Annotated in this window: 27 protein-coding genes and 1 pseudogene; 10 read left to right on the top strand and 18 right to left on the bottom strand. The window is 68.3% G+C overall.

Going from position 1 to position 23,880, the window contains the following annotated elements; genetic code table 11:
• Position 1: 1 nt before the first annotated feature.
• Genes miaA through P9A17_RS10715 form a run of 3 tightly spaced genes read right to left on the bottom strand, consistent with a single transcriptional unit; the run spans position 2 to position 2,509 of the window.
• Complete coding sequence (gene miaA / locus P9A17_RS10725; protein ID WP_278038692.1) at positions 2 to 919, bottom strand: tRNA (adenosine(37)-N6)-dimethylallyltransferase MiaA; 918 nt, start codon at positions 917 to 919, stop codon at positions 2 to 4.
• A gap of 5 nt (positions 920 to 924) precedes the next feature.
• Complete coding sequence (locus tag P9A17_RS10720) at positions 925 to 1,614, bottom strand: hypothetical protein (protein WP_278038509.1); 690 nt, start codon at positions 1,612 to 1,614, stop codon at positions 925 to 927.
• A gap of 13 nt (positions 1,615 to 1,627) precedes the next feature.
• Positions 1,628 to 2,509 carry a DMT family transporter gene (locus P9A17_RS10715; RefSeq protein ID WP_278038508.1) on the bottom strand — a complete coding sequence of 294 codons (882 nt, stop codon included), beginning with the start codon at positions 2,507 to 2,509 and terminating at the stop codon, positions 1,628 to 1,630.
• A 175-nt stretch (positions 2,510 to 2,684) separates the two neighbouring features.
• Between P9A17_RS10715 and P9A17_RS10710 the strand changes: the two genes are divergently transcribed.
• Positions 2,685 to 4,091 (top strand): DUF349 domain-containing protein, encoded by a 1,407-nt coding sequence (locus P9A17_RS10710; protein WP_278038507.1) that lies wholly within the window; start codon positions 2,685 to 2,687, stop codon positions 4,089 to 4,091.
• 2 nt (positions 4,092 to 4,093) lie between these two features.
• Here the strand turns inward: P9A17_RS10710 and P9A17_RS10705 are convergent, their stop codons facing one another.
• Positions 4,094 to 4,702 (bottom strand): hypothetical protein, encoded by a 609-nt coding sequence (locus P9A17_RS10705; RefSeq protein WP_278038506.1) that lies wholly within the window; start codon positions 4,700 to 4,702, stop codon positions 4,094 to 4,096.
• Positions 4,690 to 6,228, bottom strand: a complete 1,539-nt coding sequence (gene miaB, locus P9A17_RS10700) for a tRNA (N6-isopentenyl adenosine(37)-C2)-methylthiotransferase MiaB (protein ID WP_278038691.1) — start codon at positions 6,226 to 6,228, stop codon at positions 4,690 to 4,692. The genes P9A17_RS10705 and miaB overlap by 13 nt, the downstream gene beginning before the upstream one ends.
• A 156-nt stretch (positions 6,229 to 6,384) precedes the next feature.
• Between miaB and P9A17_RS10695 the strand changes: the two genes are divergently transcribed.
• The 6 genes from P9A17_RS10695 to P9A17_RS10670 all read left to right on the top strand — a co-directional run bounded on the left by P9A17_RS10695 (position 6,385) and on the right by P9A17_RS10670 (position 10,329).
• Positions 6,385 to 7,113: an amino acid ABC transporter ATP-binding protein gene (locus tag P9A17_RS10695; protein ID WP_278038690.1), complete on the top strand. Its 729-nt coding sequence runs from the start codon at positions 6,385 to 6,387 to the stop codon at positions 7,111 to 7,113.
• Positions 7,114 to 7,148: 35 nt separating this feature from the next.
• A complete protein-coding gene (locus tag P9A17_RS10690) occupies positions 7,149 to 7,985 on the top strand; it encodes a glutamate ABC transporter substrate-binding protein (RefSeq protein WP_278038505.1) in 837 nt (278 codons plus the stop codon).
• A gap of 26 nt (positions 7,986 to 8,011) precedes the next feature.
• Positions 8,012 to 8,692, top strand: a complete 681-nt coding sequence (locus tag P9A17_RS10685) for an amino acid ABC transporter permease (RefSeq protein WP_278038504.1) — start codon at positions 8,012 to 8,014, stop codon at positions 8,690 to 8,692.
• Positions 8,693 to 8,780: 88 nt separating this feature from the next.
• Positions 8,781 to 9,659: an amino acid ABC transporter permease gene (locus tag P9A17_RS10680; protein WP_278038503.1), complete on the top strand. Its 879-nt coding sequence runs from the start codon at positions 8,781 to 8,783 to the stop codon at positions 9,657 to 9,659.
• 11 nt (positions 9,660 to 9,670) lie between these two features.
• On the top strand, positions 9,671 to 10,063 hold the full coding sequence (locus tag P9A17_RS10675) for a DUF1622 domain-containing protein (RefSeq protein ID WP_278038502.1): 393 nt from the start codon (positions 9,671 to 9,673) through the stop codon (positions 10,061 to 10,063).
• Positions 10,060 to 10,329, top strand: coding sequence for a hypothetical protein (locus tag P9A17_RS10670; RefSeq protein WP_278038501.1), 270 nt, complete (start codon positions 10,060 to 10,062; stop codon positions 10,327 to 10,329). The genes P9A17_RS10675 and P9A17_RS10670 overlap by 4 nt, the downstream gene beginning before the upstream one ends.
• Before the next feature lie 10 nt (positions 10,330 to 10,339).
• On the opposite strand, the gene recX is transcribed toward P9A17_RS10670, so the two are convergent.
• The 5 genes from recX to P9A17_RS10645 all read right to left on the bottom strand — a co-directional run bounded on the left by recX (position 10,340) and on the right by P9A17_RS10645 (position 13,945).
• Positions 10,340 to 10,894: a recombination regulator RecX gene (gene recX / locus P9A17_RS10665; protein WP_278038500.1), complete on the bottom strand. Its 555-nt coding sequence runs from the start codon at positions 10,892 to 10,894 to the stop codon at positions 10,340 to 10,342.
• Entirely contained in the window at positions 10,863 to 11,915 is a 1,053-nt protein-coding gene (recA, locus tag P9A17_RS10660) for a recombinase RecA (RefSeq protein ID WP_278038499.1), read from the bottom strand. Before recA ends, recX begins: the two co-directional genes overlap by 32 nt.
• A 164-nt stretch (positions 11,916 to 12,079) precedes the next feature.
• Positions 12,080 to 12,559 (bottom strand): OsmC family protein, encoded by a 480-nt coding sequence (locus P9A17_RS10655; RefSeq protein WP_278038498.1) that lies wholly within the window; start codon positions 12,557 to 12,559, stop codon positions 12,080 to 12,082.
• A 9-nt stretch (positions 12,560 to 12,568) separates the two neighbouring features.
• A complete protein-coding gene (locus P9A17_RS10650; RefSeq protein ID WP_278038497.1) occupies positions 12,569 to 12,763 on the bottom strand; it encodes a DUF3046 domain-containing protein in 195 nt (64 codons plus the stop codon).
• Between the two features lie 9 nt (positions 12,764 to 12,772).
• Positions 12,773 to 13,945 carry a nucleotide disphospho-sugar-binding domain-containing protein gene (locus P9A17_RS10645; RefSeq protein WP_278038496.1) on the bottom strand — a complete coding sequence of 391 codons (1,173 nt, stop codon included), beginning with the start codon at positions 13,943 to 13,945 and terminating at the stop codon, positions 12,773 to 12,775.
• 43 nt (positions 13,946 to 13,988) lie between these two features.
• Here P9A17_RS10645 and P9A17_RS10640 point away from each other — a divergent pair, with 43 nt between their 5' ends.
• A complete protein-coding gene (locus P9A17_RS10640) occupies positions 13,989 to 14,450 on the top strand; it encodes a limonene-1,2-epoxide hydrolase family protein (protein ID WP_278038495.1) in 462 nt (153 codons plus the stop codon).
• Here the strand turns inward: P9A17_RS10640 and P9A17_RS10635 are convergent.
• The 5 genes from P9A17_RS10635 to pgsA all read right to left on the bottom strand — a co-directional run bounded on the left by P9A17_RS10635 (position 14,447) and on the right by pgsA (position 17,687).
• Entirely contained in the window at positions 14,447 to 15,265 is an 819-nt protein-coding gene (locus P9A17_RS10635) for a hypothetical protein (protein WP_278038494.1), read from the bottom strand. The two genes, P9A17_RS10640 and P9A17_RS10635, sit on opposite strands and share 4 nt — an antisense overlap.
• 18 nt (positions 15,266 to 15,283) lie before the next feature.
• Positions 15,284 to 16,102, bottom strand: coding sequence for a phage shock protein PspA (gene pspA, locus P9A17_RS10630; protein WP_278038493.1), 819 nt, complete (start codon positions 16,100 to 16,102; stop codon positions 15,284 to 15,286).
• Between the two features lie 124 nt (positions 16,103 to 16,226).
• Positions 16,227 to 16,547, bottom strand: a complete 321-nt coding sequence (gene clgR, locus P9A17_RS10625) for a transcriptional regulator ClgR (protein WP_278038492.1) — start codon at positions 16,545 to 16,547, stop codon at positions 16,227 to 16,229.
• A gap of 77 nt (positions 16,548 to 16,624) precedes the next feature.
• A complete protein-coding gene (locus P9A17_RS10620) occupies positions 16,625 to 17,113 on the bottom strand; it encodes a nicotinamide-nucleotide amidohydrolase family protein (protein WP_278038491.1) in 489 nt (162 codons plus the stop codon).
• Entirely contained in the window at positions 17,088 to 17,687 is a 600-nt protein-coding gene (gene pgsA, locus P9A17_RS10615; protein ID WP_278038490.1) for a CDP-diacylglycerol--glycerol-3-phosphate 3-phosphatidyltransferase, read from the bottom strand. Before pgsA ends, P9A17_RS10620 begins: the two co-directional genes overlap by 26 nt.
• A 42-nt stretch (positions 17,688 to 17,729) precedes the next feature.
• Between pgsA and P9A17_RS10610 the strand changes: the two genes are divergently transcribed.
• Positions 17,730 to 18,251 carry an amino-acid N-acetyltransferase gene (locus P9A17_RS10610; RefSeq protein ID WP_278038489.1) on the top strand — a complete coding sequence of 174 codons (522 nt, stop codon included), beginning with the start codon at positions 17,730 to 17,732 and terminating at the stop codon, positions 18,249 to 18,251.
• A gap of 15 nt (positions 18,252 to 18,266) precedes the next feature.
• On the opposite strand, the gene P9A17_RS10605 is transcribed toward P9A17_RS10610, so the two are convergent.
• Both P9A17_RS10605 and P9A17_RS10600 read right to left on the bottom strand, forming a co-directional pair.
• Positions 18,267 to 19,334 (bottom strand): 3-oxoacyl-[acyl-carrier-protein] synthase III C-terminal domain-containing protein, encoded by a 1,068-nt coding sequence (locus tag P9A17_RS10605; protein ID WP_278038488.1) that lies wholly within the window; start codon positions 19,332 to 19,334, stop codon positions 18,267 to 18,269.
• Positions 19,327 to 20,223: a UbiA family prenyltransferase gene (locus P9A17_RS10600; RefSeq protein WP_278038487.1), complete on the bottom strand. Its 897-nt coding sequence runs from the start codon at positions 20,221 to 20,223 to the stop codon at positions 19,327 to 19,329. The genes P9A17_RS10605 and P9A17_RS10600 overlap by 8 nt, the downstream gene beginning before the upstream one ends.
• Before the next feature lie 34 nt (positions 20,224 to 20,257).
• Between P9A17_RS10600 and P9A17_RS10595 the strand changes: the two genes are divergently transcribed.
• Complete coding sequence (locus P9A17_RS10595) at positions 20,258 to 21,298, top strand: class I SAM-dependent methyltransferase (protein ID WP_278038486.1); 1,041 nt, start codon at positions 20,258 to 20,260, stop codon at positions 21,296 to 21,298.
• Here P9A17_RS10595 and P9A17_RS10590 read toward each other — a convergent pair.
• Positions 21,295 to 23,859 (bottom strand): annotated as a pseudogene (locus P9A17_RS10590) (DNA translocase FtsK); the annotation flags it as partial. The gene P9A17_RS10595 and the pseudogene P9A17_RS10590 sit on opposite strands and share 4 nt — an antisense overlap.
• Positions 23,860 to 23,880: the final 21 nt, after the last annotated feature.

Raw genomic sequence — 23,880 nt, 5'->3', positions numbered from 1 at the left:
GTCAGGATACGTGTCCCCAAACCCGCAGGGTTTGGTCCACGGTGCGGGCGGAAGCGCCGTCGAGCCACGTGATGCGGTGGTCGCGGCGGAACCAGGAGCGCTGTCTGCGCACATAACGGCGCGTTCCGATGAACGTGGGTTCCCTGGCGGCGGCGCCGTCACCTCCGGCGTCCAGGTCGGCGATCACCTGCGCGTAGCCCAGCGCCCGCGCCGCCGTCACACCGTCCCGCAGGCCGCGGCCGATCAGCGTCCGGACCTCGTCGACGAGCCCCCGTTCGAACATGATGTCGGTCCGTCGCCGCAGCCGGTCATCGAGTAGCGCTGTGTCCCAATCCAATCCGACGATGGCGGCGTCCCACCGCGGTGCGCCGATGGTGGGCGCTGACGCCGCGAACGGCTGCCCGGTCAGCTCGACGACCTCGAGTGCCCGCACGATCCGCCTGCCGTCGGTCGGCAGGATCGACGCCGCGGCAGCCGCGTCGACCTTTGCGAGCTCGCGGTGCAGCGCCGCGACACCCACCTCGGCGAGACGGTCCTCCCACCGGGCCCGCACCAACGGATCGGTGGCCGGGAACGACCACTCGTCGAGCAGCGACTGGATGTAGAGCATCGACCCGCCGACGATGACCGGCAGCGCCCCGCGCGCGACGATCGCCTCGACGTCCGCCGCCGCTGCCTGCTGATAGCGGGCCACCGTCGCCGTCTCGGTGACGTCGAGGACGTCGAGTTGGTGGTGCGGCACCCCACGACGCTCCGCGACGCCGAGCTTCGCGGTGCCGATGTCCATGCCGCGGTAGAACTGCATCGCGTCGGCGTTGACGACCTCGACGGCGATCTCGCCACCCAACGCGTCTGCCAGCGCCAACGCGAGATCCGACTTTCCTGTCCCCGTCGGGCCGACGATGGCGAGCGGCCGCACGGCTGTCACGGCGTCCAGACACCGACGAAGTAGCCGACGCCGTACGGGGCGCCGCGGTAGAGCTCTTCGGCCGAGCCCGGCCGACCCGTACCGGCCAGACCGGCGAGAACCTGATAGGCGACCCGGCCCACGGCAGCGTCGCCTGACGAGGTCAGCGTCGCCGTATCACCCCTGGACAGCGCGTCGTCCAGCGCCGCCTGGACTGCGACCGAGTCCGGGTCGTAGCCGCCGGGAGCGGGTGGGGTGAGCGTGTTGGCGCCGTCGGCGACCACGAGAACGCCCACGTCGTCGCCCTCGGCGTCGATCTGCGCGCGCAACTGTCGGCCGAACTCGACCGCCTCGTCGGCGGTGTGATCGGAGCGGTACGTGTGCACCTGCGCCACGGCGTGCGGTTGGGCCACGCCGCGCAGCCAGCCCGTGATCAGCGCACACAGCGGCAGATCCGTCGGATCACCCAGCGCCTCGGGGGAAAGACCGACCCCGATGTCGACGCCGTAGCCGGCGAATGTGCCTGCCGAGTCCGAGCCGTGGACAGCGTCGGCGGCGGCGACGCCGACCGCGACCCAGCGGGTGGGGAGCGCTGCGGCGGCCGACACCGCCGCGGCCCGCATGTCCTCGGTCTCGGAGGCCGCCGACGACGCGAGTTCGGGAACCATCACCGGTGCCGACGGGACGATCGCAATGGCGCTCAGCACGACAACCAACTAATCACACGGTCGCCGCGTCGCGGCTGGCCGCTTCACCGCGCGCCAGCGCCGCGGTCGCCACCACCATCACCGCGACCGCGGCGATCAGCGTGACCCACCCGGCTTCACCCGGCCGAAGCGTCTCTCCCAGCACAACGACACCCAGCGCGCACGCGACCATCGGCTCGGTGACCGTCATCGTCGGCAGCGACGCCGTCAGCGCGCCGGCCTGGAACGAGGCCTGTTGCGTCGACGTACCGAGAATCCCGACCACGGCCCACGCGTACAGCTCGGGTGTGCGCACCAACTCGGCGATGCCTGCCAGGCTCGTCACGTCGAGGCGGTGCACGACAGCCTTCGTGAGCACGGCGAACAGCCCCCACAGTGCTCCCGACACCACCGCCATCAGCACCGCGCTGGTCGCCCCCGACCGCATCCTCGCCCCCACCACGCACAGGACGAGAACCGGCCCCAACACGGCGGCCACCCCCAGCCACGTCTCCAGCGAGGCTCGCGAGTGCCCCTGGGTCGGGTTTCCGATCGTGACGATCACAGCCACCGCCCCGGCGAGCAGCGCCGCCCACAACCACTCCCAGCGGGTCACGCTGCGATGCGACAGCCGAGCGCTGATCGGAAGTGCGAACAGCAGCGAGGTGACCAGCAGCGCCTGGACCAGCAGCACCGACCCCAGACCGAGCGCGGCAGCCTGGCACGCGAACCCCGCGGCGGCGACGAAACTGCCCAGCCACCACGTGCGGTCTCTCAACAGCTGCAGGAAAAGCTCCAGATGACCGACCGATTCGTCGGTCACCTCATGCGCCGAACGCTGATGGATGACATCCCCGACGGCGATGAAAAACGCGGCAGCCAACGCGAGCAACGCGGCCAGATCCGCTTTCGCCATCGACCACCGTCCCGTTGTCCTCGCAGATGCTTTCGCACCGAGCCTAGGCATCGTCCATGCAAAGGCCTGGGCGCAGCGCCGGGCAACCTGTTTCAATAGCTTTAATCAAAGCTCGAAGGCGCCGCGCTGCGCGGCACGTGCGTGGGTGACCACGCGGAGGACACGAGGGACGGACATGACGATCACCGAATCGGGCGGATCCCACGAGGCCGACCAGCAGGACTCGGACGCCGCACAGCAGCCATCTGCTCCGCAGACCGCGAAACCGCCGATCCCGAAGCCGTCCGCCGCCGCCAAGCCCAGACCGGGGCCCTCACCGCGTCCCGGTCCGCGCCCGTCCGCACCTGCGGCTGCCGTCGTCAGCGCCCCCGGAGCCAGCGACCCGCACAAGTTCGGTCGCGTCGACGCCGACGGCACCGTCTGGCTGATCACCGCGTCCGGCGAGCGCACCATCGGATCGTGGCAGGCCGGCGACGCCGAGGCCGCATTCGCCCATTTCGGTCGCCGGTTCGACGACCTCCAGACCGAGGTGGTGTTACTCGAGACCCGGTTGGCGTCCGGCTCGGGAGATGCGCGCAAGATCCGCTCGGCGGCGACCTCGCTGGCCGAGACCTTGCCGGACGCGCATGTGCTCGGTGACGTCGACGCCCTCGCCGCCCGCCTCGCCGCGATCGTCGAGCACGCCGACAGCGCCTCGCAGGAGGAGAAGGCCAAGCGCGAGGAGGTGCGCGCCGCGCAGACGGCCCGCAAGGAGACCCTTGCCGCCGAGGCCGAGGACCTGGCCGCCAACGCCACTCAGTGGAAGGCCGCTGGCGACCGGATGCGGGCGATCCTCGACGAGTGGAAGACCATCACCGGGCTCGATCGCAAAGTCGACGACGCCCTGTGGAAGCGCTATTCGGCGGCTCGGGAGACATTCAACCGCCGCCGCGGGTCCCATTTCGCCGAACTCGACCGGGAGCGGGCCGGCGCGAAGCAGGCCAAGGAGTCGCTGTGCGTGCGCGCCGAGGAACTGTGCGACTCCACCGACTGGGGTCCCACCTCGGGCACCTTCCGTGACCTGCTGGTCGAGTGGAAAGCGGCGGGCCGCGCGTCCAAAGACGTCGACGACTCCCTGTGGCAGCGTTTCAAGGCGGCCCAGGACAAGTTCTTCTCGGCGCGCAACGCCGCGACCGCCGAGCGCGACGCCGAATTCCGCACCAACGCCGACGCGAAAGAGGCGCTGCTGGTCGAGGCGGAGCGCATCGACGCAGGCGACCTCGAAGCGGCCAGGGCCGCGCTGCGCGCGATCGGCGACAAATGGGACGCCATCGGCAAGGTGCCCAGGGAACGTTCGGCAGACCTGGAGCGCCGGCTGCGCGCGGTGGAGAAGAAGATCCGTGACGCCCCGACCGGTGGCGTCGACCCGGAGGCCCAGGCCAGGGCGGATCAGTTCCGCGAGCGCGCCGAGCAATTCGAACGGCAGGCGGAGAAGGCCGCGGCGGCGGGCAAGACCAAAGACGCCGAGAAGGCGCGTGCCAGCGCCGATCAGTGGCGCCAGTGGGCCGACGCGGCGGCGGATTCACTCAGCAGAAAGCGCTGACGCTACTTCGGCGGGGTGTCGGATTCACCGTCGGGACTGAACGTCTCCAACAGACCCTTGCTCTGTCCCTCGGCCATCTGCTTGCGCCGGTGTTCCTCGGCGGCCAGATGCAGCGCGGTGCGCGCGGCCACCACCCGCGCCCAGTGGTACGCCAGCAGGATGACCGCGAACCACGCCACGATCAGGCCGATCCCCGGGCCGGGGTACGGATCGGGTGCGGTCTGGCGGGTCCACATCGCGAGCAGGCCGAGGAAGGCCGCCACCGTCGACCCGGCCAGCGCGACCCACGCCATCGCCCAGCGCCGCGTCAACAACGCCAGCATCGAAAAGCCGACGCCGAACACGACCGAGAAGATCGCGAACACGCGGTGCGGCAGGATGACGCCGTTGTCGGTCGCGGCCTGGCTGCCGATCAGGACGTCGAGACCTCTGGCTCCGCCCGTGTGCGGCAGGAACAGCGTGCCGAGCAGCACGAACACCAGGATCGAAACCACCAATGCCCTTGCGCCGGGGTCGATCTCGCGTGCCACCCGGCGTTCGGCGGCGTCGATGTCGCCCTTGAAGTCATCGAACCCGTTGCCGGTCGGGGTGCTGTCATTCATCGCGAGCATCCAGCGGTCACCGGTGCGGGAGCAGGCACGCCGATTCCCGGCATGCCGAGGCCTACACCAGTCTTCGGTTTCTGACCCGCCGCGTGCGCATCTCCCGCGCGGGTGCGGCGGTGACCGGTCAACGCGGCGTCCGCGATCAGGTGGTGCGGGGCGGCGCCGGTCACCGTCGTGACGACGATGTCGCCGGGCCGGATGTCGGCGCGCAGCGCACCTGGTGCGAAATGCACGAGCCTGCCGTCGCGGGCCCGGCCGGACATCCTGGCGGTGGCACTGTCTTTACGGCCCTCCCCCGTGGCGACGAGCAACTCGACGGCGCGGCCGATCTGGGCGGTGTTCTCCTCCAACGAGATTCGCTCCTGTAGGTCGATCAGTCGCTGGTAGCGCTCGGACACAACGGCTTTGGGGATCTGGTCGTCGAGGTCGGCGGCCGGGGTGCCGGGCCGCTTGGAGTACTGGAACGTGAAAGCGCTGGCAAACCGGGACGCGGCCACGACGCCGAGGGTGGCCTGGAAGTCCTCTTCGGTCTCGCCGGGGAAGCCGACGATGAGGTCGGTCGTGATGGCCGCGTCCGGGATCGCCGCGCGAACCCGGTCGATGATGCCGAGGTACCGGTCGGCGCGGTACGACCGTCGCATCGCGCGCAGGATCCGGTCGGAACCGGACTGCAGCGGCATGTGCAGCGTCGGGCACACATTGGGGGTCTCGGCCATCGCCTCGATCACGTCGTCGGTGAACTCGGCGGGATGTGGTGAGGTGAAGCGCACCCGTTCCAGTCCGTCGATGCGTCCACACGCGCGCAGCAACGCGGCGAACGCGCCCCGATCGCGGGGCTGTTCGGGGTCGACGAAGGACACGCCGTAGGCGTTGACGTTCTGTCCGAGCAGGGTGATCTCCAGGACGCCCTGGTCGACGAGTGACTGCACCTCGGCGAGGACATCGCCGGGTCTGCGGTCGACCTCCTTGCCCCGCAACGACGGGACGATGCAGAACGTGCACGTGTTGTTGCAGCCGACCGACACGGAAACCCATGCGGCATAAGATGATTCACGGCTCGCCGGCAGTGCCGACGGGAATTCCTGCAGGGCCTCGGCGATTTCGACCTGAGCTACCCGGTTGTGGCGGGCCCGGTCCAGCAACGCGGGCAGCGAGCCGATGTTGTGCGTGCCGAACACGACGTCGACCCAGGGGGCCTTGCGCAGCAGCGAGTCCCGGTCCTTCTGGGCCAGGCAGCCGCCGACGGCGATCTGCATGTTCGGATCGGCCTGCTTGCGCGGGGCCAGGTGGCTGAGGTTGCCGTACAGCTTGTTGTCGGCGTTCTCCCGCACGGCACACGTGTTGAACACGACGATGTCGGCGTCGTCACCCTCGCCTGCCCGCTGGTAGCCGGCTTCCTCGAGGAGCCCGACCAGGCGTTCCGAATCGTGCACGTTCATCTGGCAGCCGTAAGTACGGACCTCGAAAGTGCGCGTTCCCGGTATGTCGCCGACCGGACGAACGGGGGAAACCCCGCTCGCCTCCTGAGCCACCGACAACGTCACCGCACCATCCTACGGAGCAGGTGGTGTCCGCCCGAAATCGTCGCGGGGCGAAAACGCAGGGATCGCGGAGTTCCGGGCACGCTGGGCGTTACCTGGGTAAGGTCATCACGCATGGAGAGCCCCAGGGAGTCCCCTGATGTGCCGATGATCTCGATCAAGGGGGTCAACAAGCATTTCGGCGCCCTCCACGTTCTCAACGACATCAACCTCGAAGTCGGCAGGGGCCAGGTCGTCGTCGTGCTGGGACCGTCGGGTTCCGGCAAGTCGACGCTGTGCCGCACGATCAATCGGCTGGAGACGATCGATTCGGGCTCCATCGCGATCGACGGCGCGGTGCTCCCCGCCGAGGGAAAGAAGCTGGCGCAGCTGCGTTCCGACGTCGGCATGGTGTTCCAGTCGTTCAATCTGTTCGCGCACAAGACAATTCTGGAGAACGTGACGCTGGCTCCGATGAAAGTGCGCAAGGCGTCCAAGGAGAAAGCCCGCGACAAGGCGATGAGCCTGCTCGAGCGGGTGGGTGTGGCCAATCAGGCCGAGAAGTATCCCGCCCAGCTCTCCGGCGGGCAGCAGCAGCGTGTGGCGATCGCGCGGTCGCTGGCGATGGACCCCAAGGTCATGTTGTTCGACGAGCCGACCAGCGCGCTCGACCCCGAGATGATCAACGAGGTGCTCGCCGTCATGGCCGATCTCGCCGCCGAAGGCATGACCATGGTCGTGGTCACCCACGAGATGGGGTTCGCGCGCCGGGCCGCCAACCGCGTGGTGTTCATGTCCGACGGCGCCGTGCTCGAGGACGCCGAACCCGTGCAGTTCTTCGACAATCCCCAGACCGACCGCGCCAAGGACTTCCTCGGCAAGATCCTCCATCACTGACCCCTACCGCAGCACCGGCGAAAGGAAATCCCGTCATGTCCCCGAAGTTCCTGTCCAAGCGCGTCATCGGTGCGCTCGCCCTGGCCGCGGCGTTGCCGTTCGCGGCAACCGCCTGCGGTGGCGGCGACAGCGGCGGCGGCGGTGGTGGTGGCGGTGACACCATCGTCATCGGCACCAAGTTCGATCAGCCCGGTCTCGGCATGAAGAATCCCGACGGCACGATGAGCGGCTTCGACGTCGACGTCGCCACCTATGTCGCCGGCGAGCTCGGCTACGCCCCCGACAAGATCGAATGGAAGGAATCACCGTCGGCGCAGCGCGAGACGCTGATCCAGAACGGCCAGGTCAGCTTCATCGCGGCGACCTACTCGATCACCGACGCCCGCAAGGAGAAGGTCTCGTTCGCGGGCCCGTACCTGGTCACCGGGCAGAGCCTGCTGGTGCGTGAGGACAACACCGACATCACGGGCAAGGCGTCGCTGGCCGACAACAAGATCTTGTGTTCGGTGACGGGTTCGACGCCGGCCCAGAAGATCAAGGACGAGTTCCCGACGGTGCAGTTGCAGGAGTACGACACCTACTCGGCGTGCATCGAGGCGCTGAAGAACGGTGCCGTCGACGCGGTCACGACCGACGAGGTCATCCTCGCCGGGTATGCCGCGCAGACGCCGGGCACGTTCAAGATCGTCGGCGACACCTTCTCCGAGGAGCGCTACGGCATCGGCCTGAAGAAGGACGACACCGAGATGCGCACCAAGATCAACGACGCGCTGAAGAAGATGGAAGAGAGCGGCGCGTGGAAGGAAGCGTTCGACAAGAACCTCGGCCCTGCCGGGATCACTGCGCCGGCGCCGCCGCCGCTCGACAACTGAGCGACTGGTAGACACCGGAGCCGCACGTGGAGGTTTTCACCGAGTATCGCGCGGAGATCTTCGCCGCGTTCTGGACGACGATCCAGCTCACGGTTCTCTCCGCGGTGGGTGCTCTTGTCCTCGGCACGGTGCTGGCCGCGATGCGGCTGGCACCGGTGCCGATGCTCAACTGGCTCGGCACGGCGTACGTCAACATCGTGCGCAACACGCCGCTGACGTTGATCATCTTGTTCTGCTCGTTCGGTCTGGCGCAGACGCTGGGCTTGACGATGGCCTCGCGGCAGTCGCCGACGTTCATCGCCGACAGCGGGTTCCGGCTGGCCGTGCTGGGTCTGACCGTCTACACGGCATCGTTCGTGTGCGAGACGGTGCGGGCCGGCGTGAACACCATCCCGCTCGGTCAGGCGGAAGCGGCGCGCTCGCTCGGCCTGACCTTCGGACAGAACCTGCGGATCGTGATGCTGCCGCAAGCTTTTCGCGCCGTGGTCATCCCGCTGGGTTCGGTGTTCATCGCGCTGACGAAGAACACGACGATCGCGTCGGCGATCGGTGTCGCCGAGGCGGCACTGCTGATGAAGGAGATGATCGAGAACACGGCCGCCGTGCTGATCGTGGGTGGCATCTTCGCACTCGGTTTCGTGGTGCTCACGCTGCCGTTGGGGCTGCTGTTCGGCTGGCTGGGCAAGCGATTGGCGGTGGCGCGGTGATGAGCGCTGACCGCGAGCAGACAAAGAATCACACTTTTTTGCCCTCGAACGTGCGAGTTTGCGTCTGCTCGCGAAGGTCTGGTGTGCGGTGACCGGGTCGTCCGTTCTCTTCGACGCGCCGGGGCCGCGCGCCCGGATCCGCAACCGGATCGTCACCGCGGTCACGATCGTCGTCGTCCTGGCCATCGCCTGGGTGGTCTACTCGCGCCTCGATGCACGGGGCCAGCTGACGGCCGAGAAGTGGGAACCGTTCCTGACCGGCGATCTGTGGCGCACCTACGTCCTGCCGGGGATCGAAGGCACCTTGACGGCGGCGGCGGTGTCGATCGTGTTGGCGCTGGCGCTCGGGTTCGTGATGGGTGTCGGCCGCTTGTCGACGCACACCGGAATCCGTTGGGTGTCATCGGTATTCGTGGAGTTCTTCCGCGCGGTGCCGGTGCTGATCATGATGATCTTCGCGTACTTCCTGTACGCGTTCTACGAGGTGTTCCCGTCCCAGCACCTCGCGCTGGCCGGTGTCATCACGGGCCTGACGCTCTACAACGGCGCCGTCATCGCCGAGATCGTGCGCGCCGGTGTCCACGCGCTGCCCCGCGGACAGGCCGAGGCGGCCTCGGCTCTGGGTCTGACCTGGGGCCAGACGATGCGCTCGATCCTGCTCCCCCAGGCGATCACGTCGATGCTGCCGGTGCTCATCTCGCAGCTCGTCGTCGTCCTGAAGGACACCGCGCTCGGATACCAGATCACGTTCGTCGAAATGGTCCGACAGGGAACCGTGATCGGTTCGGCCTACGGCAATTACATCCCCGCGCTGATCGTGATCGCTGCACTGATGATCGCGTTGAACTTCACGCTGTCGTGGTTGGCGACGCTGCTGGAGCGACGCCTGCGCCGTTCCAGCAAGGGACCTGCGCCCATGGAGGCCGAACCGCTCGAACTGCAGGGCGACCGCAGCCGCGGCGTCTGAGGTCTGCTTCCATGACCACCCTGCAGGCCTTCGAACTTCTTCCCGAGTCGACGCTGCGCGACGCGGTGGACCTGATGGTCCGCCTGATCGAGGCGTGCGGCGCCGTGGTGATCATGATCGGGGCGGTCGTCGCCATCGCGAAGTTCGTCGTCGCGTTGGGACGGCGTGACATCAACCAGTTCTCGGCGGTGCGTCTGACGCTGGCCCGTTTCCTGGTGCTGGGGCTGGAGTTTCAGCTCGCCGCCGACGTCCTGCGCACGGCGATCTCGCCGTCGTTCGAGGAGATCGGCAAGCTGGCCGCGATCGCGGCGATCCGCACGATCCTCAACTACTTCCTCAATCGCGAGATCGCCCAGGAGCAGGCCGAGATCGCATTGCTGAAGAAACCGCCGCCCTCCCCATGAGTTTCGTCATCTCCGTGTCGTGGGTGATCGCGGCGGCGGGCATCGTCCTCGGCGTGGTTGGGCTGGCCGTGTTCCGACAACCACTCCTCGTTCTGCGGGTGGTGCTGGAACTGTTGACCGCTGCGGGACTTCTGCGCCTCAGCGTGGATTCGACCTGGGCTGCGCTGGCCGGGGTCGCCCTCGTGATCGCCGTGCGCAAGGTGGTGACCCGGAGTTTGGCGGCCGACCTCGCGGCGCCGTCCTGGCGGGCGCCGCGAACGACCTGACGGCGGTGCGCTACACCCGCCGCCGTTCCCGCTCGCTCGCGAGTTCCGCGGTCACGACGTCCAAGGCCATCGACTGGTGATAGCCCCGCCGGGCCAGCATCCCGACCAAGCGCCGCGCCACCTTGTTTTCGGCATCCCTGTCACCAGGATCGCCGAGCTTCTCGCGGCGCAGCTTGTCGCGGACCAACTGTTCGGCGCGGCTGCGCTCGGCGCCGGCGTCGATGTCGGCCAGCGCGGAGTCGATCACCTCGGAATCGACACCCTTGTTCCGCAACTCAGCGGCCAACGCACGCTTGCCTTTTCCAGCGTTCTGCCGCCGGGACCGTACCCACTGCTCGGCGAAGTCCTCGTCGTCGACAAGCCCGACCTGCGTCAGCCTGTCGAGGACCGAAGCGCTGACGTCGTCGGGGTATCCGCGCTTGGCGAGCTGCGCTTCCAGCTCCGCGCGGGTCCGCGCCCGCGCGGTGAGCAGGCGCAGGCACAGGGCCCGCGCCTGCTCGGCGCGCTTGTCGGACTTGTCGGCCGCGCCGGCGTCAGAAGTCGACGGGAGCGGGAAGAGCGTCATCGGCGACGTCATCGGTCAGCTGGGCTCCGATACCGAGCTTCTCTTTGATCTTCTTCTCGATCTCGTTGGCCACATCGGGGTTCTCCAGCATGAAGTTCCGAGCGTTCTCCTTGCCCTGACCCAACTGCTCACCGTCGTAGGTGAACCATGATCCGGACTTGCGGATGAAGCCGTGCTCGACGCCCATGTCGATGAGCGAGCCTTCCCGGCTGATGCCGCGGCCGTACAGGATGTCGAACTCGGCCTGCTTGAACGGCGGGGACACCTTGTTCTTGACGACCTTGACCCTGGTGCGGTTGCCGACGGCGTCGGTGCCGTCCTTGAGTGTCTCGATGCGCCGGACGTCCAGACGCACCGAGGCGTAGAACTTCAGTGCCTTACCGCCCGTGGTGGTTTCGGGCGAACCGAACATCACGCCGATCTTCTCGCGCAGCTGGTTGATGAAGATCGCGGTGGTGCCGGAATTGTTCAGCGCACCGGTCATCTTGCGCAGCGCCTGGCTCATCAGGCGGGCCTGCAGACCGACGTGGCTGTCACCCATCTCGCCCTCGATCTCGGCGCGCGGCACCAGCGCGGCCACCGAGTCGATGACCAGGATGTCCAGCGCGCCGGAACGCACCAGCATGTCGGCGATCTCCAGGGCCTGCTCACCGGTGTCCGGCTGGGACACCAGCAGCGCGTCGGTGTCCACGCCGAGCTTCTTGGCGTACTCCGGATCCAGCGCGTGCTCGGCGTCGATGAAGGCCGCGATACCGCCGGCAGCCTGGGCATTGGCAACGGCGTGCAACGCGACGGTGGTCTTACCGGAGGATTCCGGACCGTAGATCTCGATGACGCGGCCGCGGGGCAGCCCGCCGATGCCGAGCGCGACGTCCAGCGCGATCGAGCCGGTGGGGATGACCGAGATCGGCGGGCGGACATCCTCGCCGAGCCGCATCACCGAACCCTTGCCGAAGTTCTTGTCGATCTGTGCGAGTGCGAGCTCGAGGGCCTTCTCGCGATCAGGGGCCTGCGGTGCCATGGTGATACCTCTTCCGGTAGTCGTTGTTGACCGGTTCTCGGTCGGTTGGCCGTGACGCTAGATCAAGGCTCCGACAAGTCCTTCGTGCGATGTCTGCGGTCGAACTCCACCCACAGTAGACGAACAGGTGTTCGATTCAAGTGGACACGCCGACGGGCGACGCTTTACGTCGCGGTGGTCGACACCCGGATCGTGGAGTGGTGATGGATGGGAGTGTTCACCGATCGGGCGATGAAGCAGTACTCGCCGACCCGATCGTGGAGTTCCTGCGCGAGGTCGGCATCACACCCGGGCAGCACGGTCACCACCGGATTGAGCGTCACACTCTCGAACTGTCCTGCGCCACTGGCCTCTTCGACCATCACCGCGGTGGGACGGTCGGAGTACCCGGTGACGGTGATGCCTGCCTGCGCCGCGAGGTGCAGATACCACAGCATGTGGCACTGGGCGATGGACGCGACATAGAGCTGCTCGGGATTCCACCGCGCCGGGGTGCCGCGGAACGCCGGATCCGACGACCCGTCGATCGGGGGATACCCGTCGGCGCCGACCACGTGGTCCCGCGAGTAGGAGCGGTGGTCGCTGGTGCCGGTCCCCCGATCGCCCGTCCAGGTGAGGGTGATCTCGTAGTCATGGCGTGCCATCGGCAGACCTCACCACTGGTCGCGCGGAACGTCGAAATCGGCACACAACGCCCGCCAGACATCGCGCGGCTCGACACCGTCCTCGATGGCCTGCGCCGCGGTGCGGCCACCGACGGCGGTCAGCACGTGGTCCATCAGCATCGACGATGCTCGAACAGCACCGAACTGCCCCTCGACCAGTTCCTGGAATTCCGTCAGCCGCACAGGCCCAACCTACGCCGAGGCGCGTAGCGCGTCATGGCACACCCGTACCGGATCGGCGACGTCGGACACGCCTGCGCCGGCCCGCACAGCAGCGTCCCGATAGCGCGGTGAGCCGAGCACATCGCGCACCGAGGAGACCAGCGCATCGGCCGTCAACGGCCGAACCAGCTGCGCACTCCCTTGGCGCACAAGCCTGTTGGCGATCTCCCACTGGTCTCCCCCACCCGGGACGACGACCATGGGAACCCCGGCGAGCAACGATTTCGCGACCGTGCCGTGCCCGCCGCCACAGATCAGCAGATCGGCGCGCGACAACAGCTCGTCCTGCCGACCGAGCCCGACCACCGCCCACCGCGGAACCTCGGAGTCGGCGCCGTCGAGCCGGGACACGACCACCCGCGACCCCTCCGGGAGCACGTCGCCGGGCACCAGCGCCGAGAGCGCCAGCTCGACGAGGCCGTCGGCTCCGGTCATCGCGGTCGACGGAGCGACGACGACGACCGGCCCGTCCCCGGGCGGCAGCGTCAGCAGGTCGGTGGTCGGCTCGAAGTGCAGCGGTCCGACGACCACGGCTTCGGCCGGCCAGTCCGGACGCGGCACCTCCAGTGCCGGCAGCGTCGCGATGAGTCGACGCAGCGGACCGGGATCGTGCACGGGCAGGCCTATCCCGGCGCGTGCCTCGGCTCGCTGGCGCAGCCCGGCCCGCCACGATCGCGCGCTCAGCGCCCGCAGGACGACGTCACGCAACCGCCCCCGAAGCCCCACCCCCGGCGCCAACCCGCTGCCCACCGGCGGCAACCCTTTCGACGGGCGGTACAGCGGATGGGTGTTCAGCTCCACCCACGGGACCCCGAGCAGGTCGGCGGCCAGCCCGCCACAGACCGTGATCGAATCCGAGACCACCAGATCGGCTCGCAGATCGTCGATGCGGGACCGGTTCAGCACCGCCATCCGGGCGGCGCGCTGATGGATCTTCGCCCCGGCATCGCCGTCGTCGTCGACGTCTGTCGCGTCCAGCCCGTCCAGTTCGATCGCGTCGATCCCCTCCGCACGGGCGACATCGAGCCACTTCGTGCCGGTCAACAGGGTCGGGACATCGCCTGCAGCGAGAAATTTCAGGCACAGCGCAATCGCCGGAAAGGCGTGTCCCGGGTCGGGTCCCGCGACCACGGCAACACGCATGCGGGCTACCCTGCCACAGCCGTGGTGGCTAGGCTCGGGCGCTATGACTGACGAGGCACTTCCCACGGCTGTGACTGCGCGTCATCGCGACGATCGCATTGCGACCGTGCAGCAGTTCCTGTTCGCACTCGAAGACAACGACTTCGACACCTTCGAGACTCTGGCTGCCCCCGGCCTGGTCTGGCAGAACGTCGGCCTGCCGTCGATCCGCGGGCGCTCCCGGATCCTGTCGATGCTGCGCCGCGCCGAGGGCAAGGGCGGTTTCGCGGTGAAGTTCCACAGCATCTCCACCGATGACGATGGCACGGTCCTGACCGAGCGCACGGACGCGATCATCCTGGGCCCGCTGCGGCTGCAGTTCTGGGTGTGCGGCCGGTTCGACATCGACGAGGCGGGCCAGATCACGCTGTGGCGCGACTATTTCGACATGTTCGACTTCATGGTGAAGGCGCCGCTGCGCGCCCTGCCGGGGATCTTCATCCCTGCGCTGCGCCCGAAGTTCTAGGCCTGCTTGAGACGGCCCAGCTCGTCGAAGGCCTGGGCCCACCCCGTCAGCCGATCGGTGGCCATTCCGAGTTCGTCTCGGTAGCGGCGTTGCGACATCGGTGAGCTCGACATGTTTCCGGAATTCGCTGCCGACACCAATTGCGCTGCGGCCGTGACCATGTCGTTGTACTGACGGGCGCCGCGGTCGAGTTGCGTGGTGAATGCTGTGATCGTCGGCGTCAGGTAGCCCCGGGACTGCGGCGAGGACTTGACGGTCTTCTCCATCGACACCACCTCCGTCGCGGTCGCCGCCATGGTGGCCACCGTCTGCTCGGCGGCGACGCGCAATTCGAGAAGTTCACCGGCGGGCAGCATCTGGCCGCGCTCAAGGATGCCGAGCAGCGAGACGAAGCCCCGCTCGGAGGCTGCCAGCGCGGCCATCGGCTGACGTGCCGCCGAACCCCATGGCGGCAACCGGCGCAGCCCCTGGGTGCGCTGCGGCGGCAGCGGTTCGCCGCGCAGCCAGCGATACCGCAGAAAGGCCAGCGTCGCCAGGAAGGCGGCGCCGACGGCGATGGGTGACGGGATGAACAGCGCCCACACCGGCGTGCTCCACGACGCCAGCAGCGCCGTCACGCCCACCCAGAAGACCGCCGACACGGTGAAGAACCATCCGAGCCGCAGCGCCCAGCGCCGCTTCCGCAGCAGCTTGGCGCGCGGATCGGCCGCGGCGTTGAGCTTCTCGGCCATTAGGCCCGACCACTCCGCGGCGGTGTCGACGCCGCGTTGCGCCAGCGAGCGCCAGGCTTCGGGTCGGCCGGTCCGAGAACTCACGACATACTCCTGCGAATGTTATTGCGACAGCGGATTTTCCGGTGTCGGGTTGGCGGCCGGGGCGGCCGGAGTCTGAGGAGCGGCGGCACCAGCCGAATTGCCGGTGGGCAGCTGATCTCCGCGCATCGACGCCCGGATCTGCTCCAGCCGGGAGTGTCCTGCCATCTGCACGCTGGCCTGCTGGACCTCCATCATCCGGCCCTGCACCGAATTCTGCGCCAGCTCGGCCGAGCCGATCGCGTTGGCGTAGCGGCGTTCGATCTTGTCGCGCACCTCGTCGAGGCTGGGCGTGTTGCCCGGTGCGGCAAGCTCACTCATCGACTGCAGCGACGCGCTGACCTGCTCCTGCATCTTCGCCTGCTCGAGCTGGGACAGCAGCTTGGTGCGCTCGGCGATCTTCGTCTGCAGCATCATCGCGTTCTGCTCGACAGCCTTCTTGGCCTGGCCGGCCGCCTGCAGCGCCTGGTCGTGCAGACCCTTGAGGTCTTCGACGCTCTGCTCGGCGGTGACCAGCTGCGCGGCGAACGCCTCGGCAGCGTTGTTGTACTCGGTCGCCTTGTTGGCGTCACCGGCGGCGACGGCCTGGTCAGCCAAGGTCAGGGCCTGACGGACGTTGACCTGGAGCTTCTCGATGTCGGCGAGCTGGCGGTTGAGTCGCATCTCGAGCTGACGCTGGTTGCCGATCACCTGAGCGGCCTGCTGGGTCAGCGCCTGGTGCTGCCGCTGAGCCTCTTCGATGGCCTGCTGGATCTGCACCTTCGGATCGGCGTACTCGTCGACCTTGGAGCTGAAAAGCGCCATGAGGTACTTCCACGCCTTGCTGAACGGATTGGCCATGAGTTCATTCCGCCTTCGTGTCTGTCGAGCGTCGTCTTGATCGAGTCCGGTGACTTACCGGCAACTGCTTGACCCCAACTTATCGGTTCCGCGCAGATCACCACACCCCTGCACGCTCGACCGGTCAGGCAACAGCCATCGAGACGACCTGCGGAATGACGACCTTGGTCGTGACGTCGATGTTGGCGGTTCCCGCGGCGGCGCGCGATTCCTCCACGGCCAGTTCGTCGCCGGCCTCCGAGAGCACCCGTGACAGCGGGACGGCCAGGGCGTTGCAGATCGCGCCGAGGAGTTCGCTCGAGGCTTCCTTGCGGCCCCGCTCCACCTCGGACAGGTAGCCCAGGCTCACCCGCGCCGAGTCCGACACCTCGCGCAGGGTGCGGCCCTGCTCGACCCGGGCGCGACGCAGCACGTCGCCGATTACCTCGCGCAGCAATGTGGTCATCGCGCGTCCTCCTCGTCTCGACTACCCAGACCAACGCATGATGTCGCCGAGATGGTTCCCGAAACCGCCGGCCGGTGTCATTGGCTCTCGACGACGGCGCGTAAACGCTGCACAGCGGCGTGCACGGCGGCGACGCGGATGTCCCAGCGACTGCCCGCGAGCTGCAACTCGACGACATCGGTGCCACCGGGACCTGCGAGTCCGAGGAACACCGCACCGACCGGGTGCCCGCCGTGCGGTTCGGGCCCGGCCACCCCGGTCAACCCGACACCCCAGGTGGCGTGGCATCGCTGCTGCGCACCGACAGCCAGCGCCCGCGCGGTGGGCTCGGCGACGGGACCGAACTCGGCCAGCAGTTCAGGTGCTACACCGGCGAGACCGGTCTTGGTTTCGACGGTGTAGGTGATGAGTCCGCCGCGCAGCACCGCGCTGGCGCCGGGCACCCCGGCCAATGTCGCGGCGAGCAGGCCGGCGGTCAGCGACTCGGCGGTCGCGACGGTCTGCCCGCGGACAGTTAGGTCGGCGACGAGCGAGCGGGCATCATCGGTGATCAGCGGGTCGTCCACGCGAGTCCCTGAACGCCGATACGAAGTAGTCGATGCCGGTGAGCACGGTCAAGACGACCGCGACGAGCATGATGATCCACGCGCTGGTCATCCAGACTCCGGACAGCGGCATGATGAACAGGCCGATGGCGATTGCCTGCACGAGCGTTTTGAGCTTGCCTCCGCGGCTGGCGGGGATGACGCCCCGGCGCAGCACCGCCAGGCGCAGCAGGGTGACGCCCAGTTCACGGACCAGGATGACGGTGGTGACCCACCACGGCAGGTCGCCGAGGAGCGACAGCCCGATCAGCGCCGCCCCGATGAGGGCCTTGTCGGCGATGGGGTCGGCCAGCTTGCCGAATTCGGTGACCATGCCGTAGCTGCGAGCCAGCGCACCATCGAGGTGATCTGTGATGACGGCCACCGCGAAAACAGCGAATGCGACTATGCGCCAAGTCGTTTCATGGCCGTCCCCGACGAACAGCGCAGCCAGGAAAACGGGTACCAACACGAATCGGACACCGGTGAGCATGTTTGCGATGTTCGCGACGCGGGCGCGCGGAACCACAGGGTCAGTGTGTGGTTGGCCCGGCACCGCCACAGAATACTGGTTGCCCCTGCCGATACTCTTCGGAGCATGAGCGCAGCTCCGGACACGGCCACCGGTGAGCTCGTGGTGCGCCGCGCAACGACTTCCGACGTCGCGTCCATCAAGGCGCTCGTCGACATCTACGCAGGCAAGATCCTGCTGGAGAAGAACCTCGTGACGTTGTACGAGTCCGTCCAGGAGTTCTGGGTGGCCGACCTCGGCGGCGAACTGATCGGCTGCGGCGCCCTGCACGTGCTCTGGTCCGACCTCGGCGAGGTGCGCACGGTGGCGGTGCATCCCAAGGTCCGCGGTCGCGGCGTCGGTCATGCGATCGTCGATCAGCTGCTGTCGGTGGCCGCCGATCTGCACCTGCACCGGATCTTCGTGCTGACCTTCGAGACCGAGTTCTTCGGACGGCACGGCTTCCAGGAGATCGAGGGGACGCCCGTCACCTCCGAGGTGTACGAGGAGATGTGCCGCTCCTACGACACGGGTGTCGCCGAGTTCCTCGACCTGTCCTACGTCAAGCCCAACATCCTCGGCAACACCCGAATGCTGTTGACCCTGTAGCACTCTGGGCGGCTGTCACCATCGCATCAGCACGAGTTCGACGCTGACACCCGGCCCCAGCCCGACCATCAGCCCGGTCGACCCGGGTGATATCGGTTGCGCCTCTACCGTCTTCTGGAGGATGTGCAGCACCGACGCCGACGACAGGTTGCCGACCTCGGCCAGCGACTGCCGGCTCTTCTCGACGGCGCTGTCGGGCAGCTTGAGGCTGTTCGCGACGGCGTCGATCACCTTCGGACCACCGGGATGGCACACCCAGACGTCGATCTCGTCGACGGTCAGCTCGTGCTCGGCGAGGAAGGCGGCGACGGTGCCGGCGAGGTGCCGTTCGACGACGTCGGCCAACTCCGCGGTGAGCACAATGCGGAACCCGTCGCCGGCAAGGCGCCAGCCGAGGGTGTCACCGCTGTCGGGGTAGACCTCGCTGCGCGTCGCGACGATCCGCGGTCCGGCTCCGGGGCGAGCTCCGGTGCCGGTCGCCACCAGCGCTGCCGCCCCGTCTCCGAACAGTCCCGTGACGACGAGGTCGGCGGTCGTCATGTCGGTCACCGGCCAGCTCAGTGAGCACAGCTCCACCGCCAGGAGTGCGGCGTGGTGGTCGGGCCAGGCCAGCAGGTAGTCGTGCAGCCTGGCCAGTGCCGCCGCACCCGCCACGCAGCCCAGCCCGAAGACCGGCAGCCTCTTGATGTCGGGCCGCAATCCGAGCCGGGGAATGAGCCGGGCGTCGAGCGAGGGAACCACGACACCGGTCACCGACGTGACGATCAGGAGGTCCAGATCGCGCCCGGCCACCCCGGCGGCGTCGAGCGCAGCGCGCAGTGCCCCCTCCCCCAGATCGGCCGATTCCTCGACGTAGCGGTCGTTGGCCGCTGCGATGTCGCGGCGGCGGGCGTAATCGTTCAGTGGCAGGACGGTGTGGCGGTACTCGACGCCCGCGTTGGCGTGCAGCCGGTCCAGCAGCACGCGCTCGTCCGGTCCCAGGCCGCCGACTTCGGCGACCTTCGCCGTGAGTTCGGATTGCGGGTAGCGGTGAGCGGGGAAGGCCGAATTCACCGCCAGGACAGTGCTTTCCGCTCTACGCATGGCCGACTCCGCCGACGAATCCGATGACGACCAGCAGAACGACGTCGACGGCGGCGATGCCGAAGGCCGCCACGAACGGCACACGTCCGCTGCCTACGGCGCCGATCACCGTGAATACGACGGCGACCGCGAGTCCGGCCACGGCGACCCCGTGGAAGTCCGACGCCACCAGCAGCAGTACGGACGCCGACAGCAGCAGGGCCAGGGCGGTGCCGCGCACGGCGCCTGCTCCCCAGCGGGCGGCGACGCGCTGCGGCAGGCCGTGGACGCCGGTGGCCTGATCCGCTTTCAGATCGGGCAGCACGTTGGCGAAATGGCCGCCGAGGCCGACCAGCGCGGCGGCTGCAGTCGCATACCAGGTCGGCAACGGTTGCCCGGGCAGCGTGCTGGCCGCGTAGGCCGGAATGGGGCCGAACCCGAGGAGGTACATCAGCCCGGACGCCGGAGTCGACTTCAATCCGACGTTGTACGCCCAGGCCGCGCCGACGATGACGGCCAGGACGACCATGGTGGCCGCGCTGATGGTCAGTGCCATCGCGAGCGCGCCGAGCAGCGCCGTGCAGGCCGCGATCCAGACTGCGCGCGCGCTGATGTCGCCGGTGGCGACGGGTTTGTCGACCCGGCCCGCCGCAGCGTCGCGGCCGGCGTCCATCGCATCGTTGGACCAGCCGACGGAGAGCTGGCCGGCCAGCATGGCGGGACCGGTGAGGGCCGGGCCGATCCCCTCGGGTGCGGCCTGTGCGGCCAACAGCGTCGCGAGCACGCTGATGGCCAGAGCAGGTCCGGCGTGGCCGGCGACGACGAGGGCCCGCGCACGTCTGAGCGCCTGCGGGGCCGAACGGGTATGGACCGTGATGGTCGGTCTCCCCTCAAGAGATACCGTTGACATGGTAGTAAATTTCGGTGGTGAAGGGTCCTGAAAAGTGAGGCTGGCCCTGCGAGGCGCGAACCCCGTCGAATGGCTGGCGCTGAAGGCCGGCATCGTTCCCGTTGCGGCCGCCGAGGCGTGGGGCGGAATGGCCCTGTCGGCGGTCATCATCACCGCGGTGCAGACCGGCATGGCGGCGCGCCTGGCCGAGCGGCCGTCGACGGCGGCAGAACTCGCCGCCGATCTGAACCTGGATCCCGTGCCGACCCAGCTGCTGCTCGACTGTCTGCGGTCAGGCGGGCACGTCCGCGCCCGGGCGGGGCGCTACCGGCTGACCCGGTCGGCGCGCCGCTGGCTGGACCCGGCATCGGCACTGTCGGTGGCACGGTACGTGGCGGGCACCGCCGACTACTGGCAGTGGTGGTCACAGTTGGACCAGGTGACCCGCACCGGGGCGCCAGCCGGCCATCACGACGCCGCGCCCGACGATCCGTACTGGCGGCGCTATATCTGCGGCCAGCTGGAGCTGGCACGGCTGTCCGCCGACGAGGTCGCGAAAAAGCTTCGGCTACCGCGTGATTCGCGATCCCTGCTGGACATCGGTGGCGGTCACGGCTGGTACTCGGCACAGCTGTGCCGCCGCAATCCGGGGCTGCACGCCACTGTGCTGGACCTGCCGGGCAGCGCGGCCATCGGCCGCGAGATCATCGCGGCCGCGGGCATGTCCGACAGCGTCGAGCACCGCGCCGGCGACGCCACGGTCGACGATCTGGGCACCGGCTACGACGCCGTGCTGTGCTTCAACCTGTTGCACCATCTGACGGCCGAGCAGACGGTCGACCTGTTCCGCCGCATCCACGACGCGCTCGCTTCCGGCGGGACGTTGGCCGTCATGGACGCGTTCGCCGAACCCGACCACGCCACCTCGGCCCAGGCCAATGTGCTCAGCCTGTTCGTGTACCTGAGCTCCGGCTCGCAGGTGCATCCCCCGGCGCAGCTGCACGACTGGCTGCGGGCGGCCGGTTTCGGCGCACCCCGGCGGATCCGCATCCTTCGGATCCCCGGGCAGGCGATGTACGTCGTCGAGAAGGCTTAGAAGTCCGGCTCGTCGTCGTCTGCGCCGTTGGCGTCGCTGCCGCCGCGGATCAACATCAGCGTCCCGGCCAGTTCGTCGGGTTTGACGAGGACCTCACGCGCCTTGGACCCTTCTGAGGGCCCGACGATGCCTCGGTTCTCCATCAGGTCCATCAGGCGACCCGCCTTGGCGAAGCCGACGCGCAGCTTGCGCTGCAGCATCGACGTCGAGCCGAACTGGCTCGACACCACGAGCTCGACGGCCTGAAGGAAGACGTCCATGTCGTCACCGATGTCGGGGTCGACGTCCTTGCGTTCGCCGGCCTTGACCGCCGTGACGCCCTCGACGAACTCGGGCTCAGCCTGATCCTTGGTCGCCGTGACGACCGCGTGGATCTCCTCGTCGGTGATGAACGCACCCTGCAGCCGCAACGGCTTGTTGGCCCCCATCGGCAGGAACAGGCCGTCGCCCATGCCGATCAGCTTCTCGGCGCCGGGCTGGTCGAGGATGACGCGGCTGTCGGTCAGCGACGACGTCGCGAACGCCAACCGGGACGGCACATTCGTCTTGATCAGACCGGTGACGACGTCGACGGACGGGCGCTGCGTCGCGAGCACGAGGTGAATACCTGCGGCACGGGCCTTTTGGGTGATCCGGACGATCGCCTCTTCGACATCGCGCGGCGCGGTCATCATCAGGTCGGCGAGCTCGTCGACGATGGCCAGGATGTAGGGATAGGGCTTGTATTCGCGGTTGCTGCCCAGCGGCGCAGTGATTTCGCCGTTGCGCACCTTCTCGTTGAACACGTCGATGTGACGCACCCGCGAAGCCTGCATGTCCTGGTAGCGCTGCTCCATCTCCTCGACCAGCCATGCCAGCGCGGCGGCGGCCTTCTTCGGCTCGGTGATGATCGGCGTGATGAGGTGCGGAATCCCTTCGTAGGGAGTCAGTTCGACCATCTTCGGGTCGATCAGGATCATCCTGACCTCGTCCGGGGTGGCGCGCGCGAGCAGCGACACCAGCATCGAGTTCACGAAACTCGACTTGCCGGACCCGGTCGAGCCGGCGACCAGGAGGTGCGGCATCTTGGCCAGGTTGGCCGAGATCATCTCGCCCTCAATGTCTTTGCCGAGTCCGATGACCAGCGGGTGGTGGTCGGACCGCACGACGGGGTCGGTCAGCACGTCGGCCAGCCGCACCATTTCGCGGTCGGTGTTGGGCACCTCGATGCCGACCGCCGATTTGCCGGGGATCGGCGCGAGCATGCGCACGCTCTCGGTCGCGACGGCGTAGGCGATGTTGCGGTGCAGCGCGGTGATCTTCTCGACCTTGACGCCCGGGCCGAGCTCCACCTCGTAGCGGGTGACGGTCGGCCCGCGGGTGCAGCCGGTGACGGCGGCGTCGACCTTGAACTGCTGCAGCACCGAGGTGATGGAGTCGGTCATGTGCTGGTTGGCCGCCGTCAGCCGCTTCGGCGGATCTCCGGCGACGAGCAGTTCGAGCGAGGGCAGCGTGTACGGGCCCTCGACCACGCGGTCCACGACGATCTTGGGTTCCTTGCGCGGCTTCTTCTTCGGTTTCGGGGCCTCGATGGCGGCGGGCTCGTCGAGCGGGTAGTTGTCCATCGGGGAACCAGTCGGTCCATCGGTGCGGTCCAGCGGCACCGTGGGCTGCGTCGGCGATGGCCACGCCTCGGCCTCCTCGATGGGCGCATCGTCGTAGTAGCCGTCGGAAAAGTCTTCGGGCTCCTCGTCGCCTTCGTAGTCGTCATAGTCGTCGTACTCATCGTCGTATTCGCGGTCCCACCGGGTGGAGAACATGTCGCGGACGGTCGAGGGCACCTCACGGATCGTCGTGCCGGTCAACAGCAGCACCCCGAACAGGATCCCGATGAACAGCAGCGGCGCGGCGATCCAGGTGGTCAGCCCGTCGGACAGCGGCCCACCGATGGCGAAGCCCACGAATCCACCGGCGTGCTGGCGGGCTGTGGGATCCACGGGCGATCCCGCCCACAGGTGCCACAGGCCGAGGGCGGGCAGCGCGATCATCGCCGACCCGAGGATGAGCCGGGGGCGTGCCTCGCGATCGGGCTCGGTGCGCATGAGCGTGACGCCAATCGCGGCGAGCGCGACCGGCACCAGCACGACGGCGGCGCCGATGATGACGCGGACGACGGTGTCGATCCAGGCCCCGACGGGTCGCGCGGCGTCGAACCAGGAGCTCGCGGCGACGACAACGGCCAACCCGAGTAGTGCCAGCGCGATGCCGTCGCGACGGTGGCCGGGCTCCAGATCACGTGCGCGACCCACCGAGCGTGCGGTGCTTCCGGCGCCCTTGGCCACCATCAGCCAGCCGGCCCGTACGCCCCGGCCGACGGTCGTGCCGGCCGATGCGACGGCCGATGACTTGCGCCGGGCGGGCTTGCGGCGCGGAGCGGATGGGCGCGCAGACCGTCCCCCGCCGCGCGAAGGGGCCTTTGACCTGGTCTGACGTGCAGAAGATCGGGCCGCGGTCTTACTCGCCATGGGCATAAGCCTAGTCGCTAACGCCTCATATGCACCATCAGCCACACTGGTCACAGATTGGTGTCACCCTGGCGTCGG

Source organism: Mycobacterium sp. 236(2023) (assembly GCF_029623955.1).
GTDB lineage: Bacteria > Actinomycetota > Actinomycetes > Mycobacteriales > Mycobacteriaceae > Mycobacterium.
The sequence above is the reverse complement of the archived record's forward strand: the minus strand, read 5'-3'. Positions and strand labels throughout refer to the sequence as shown.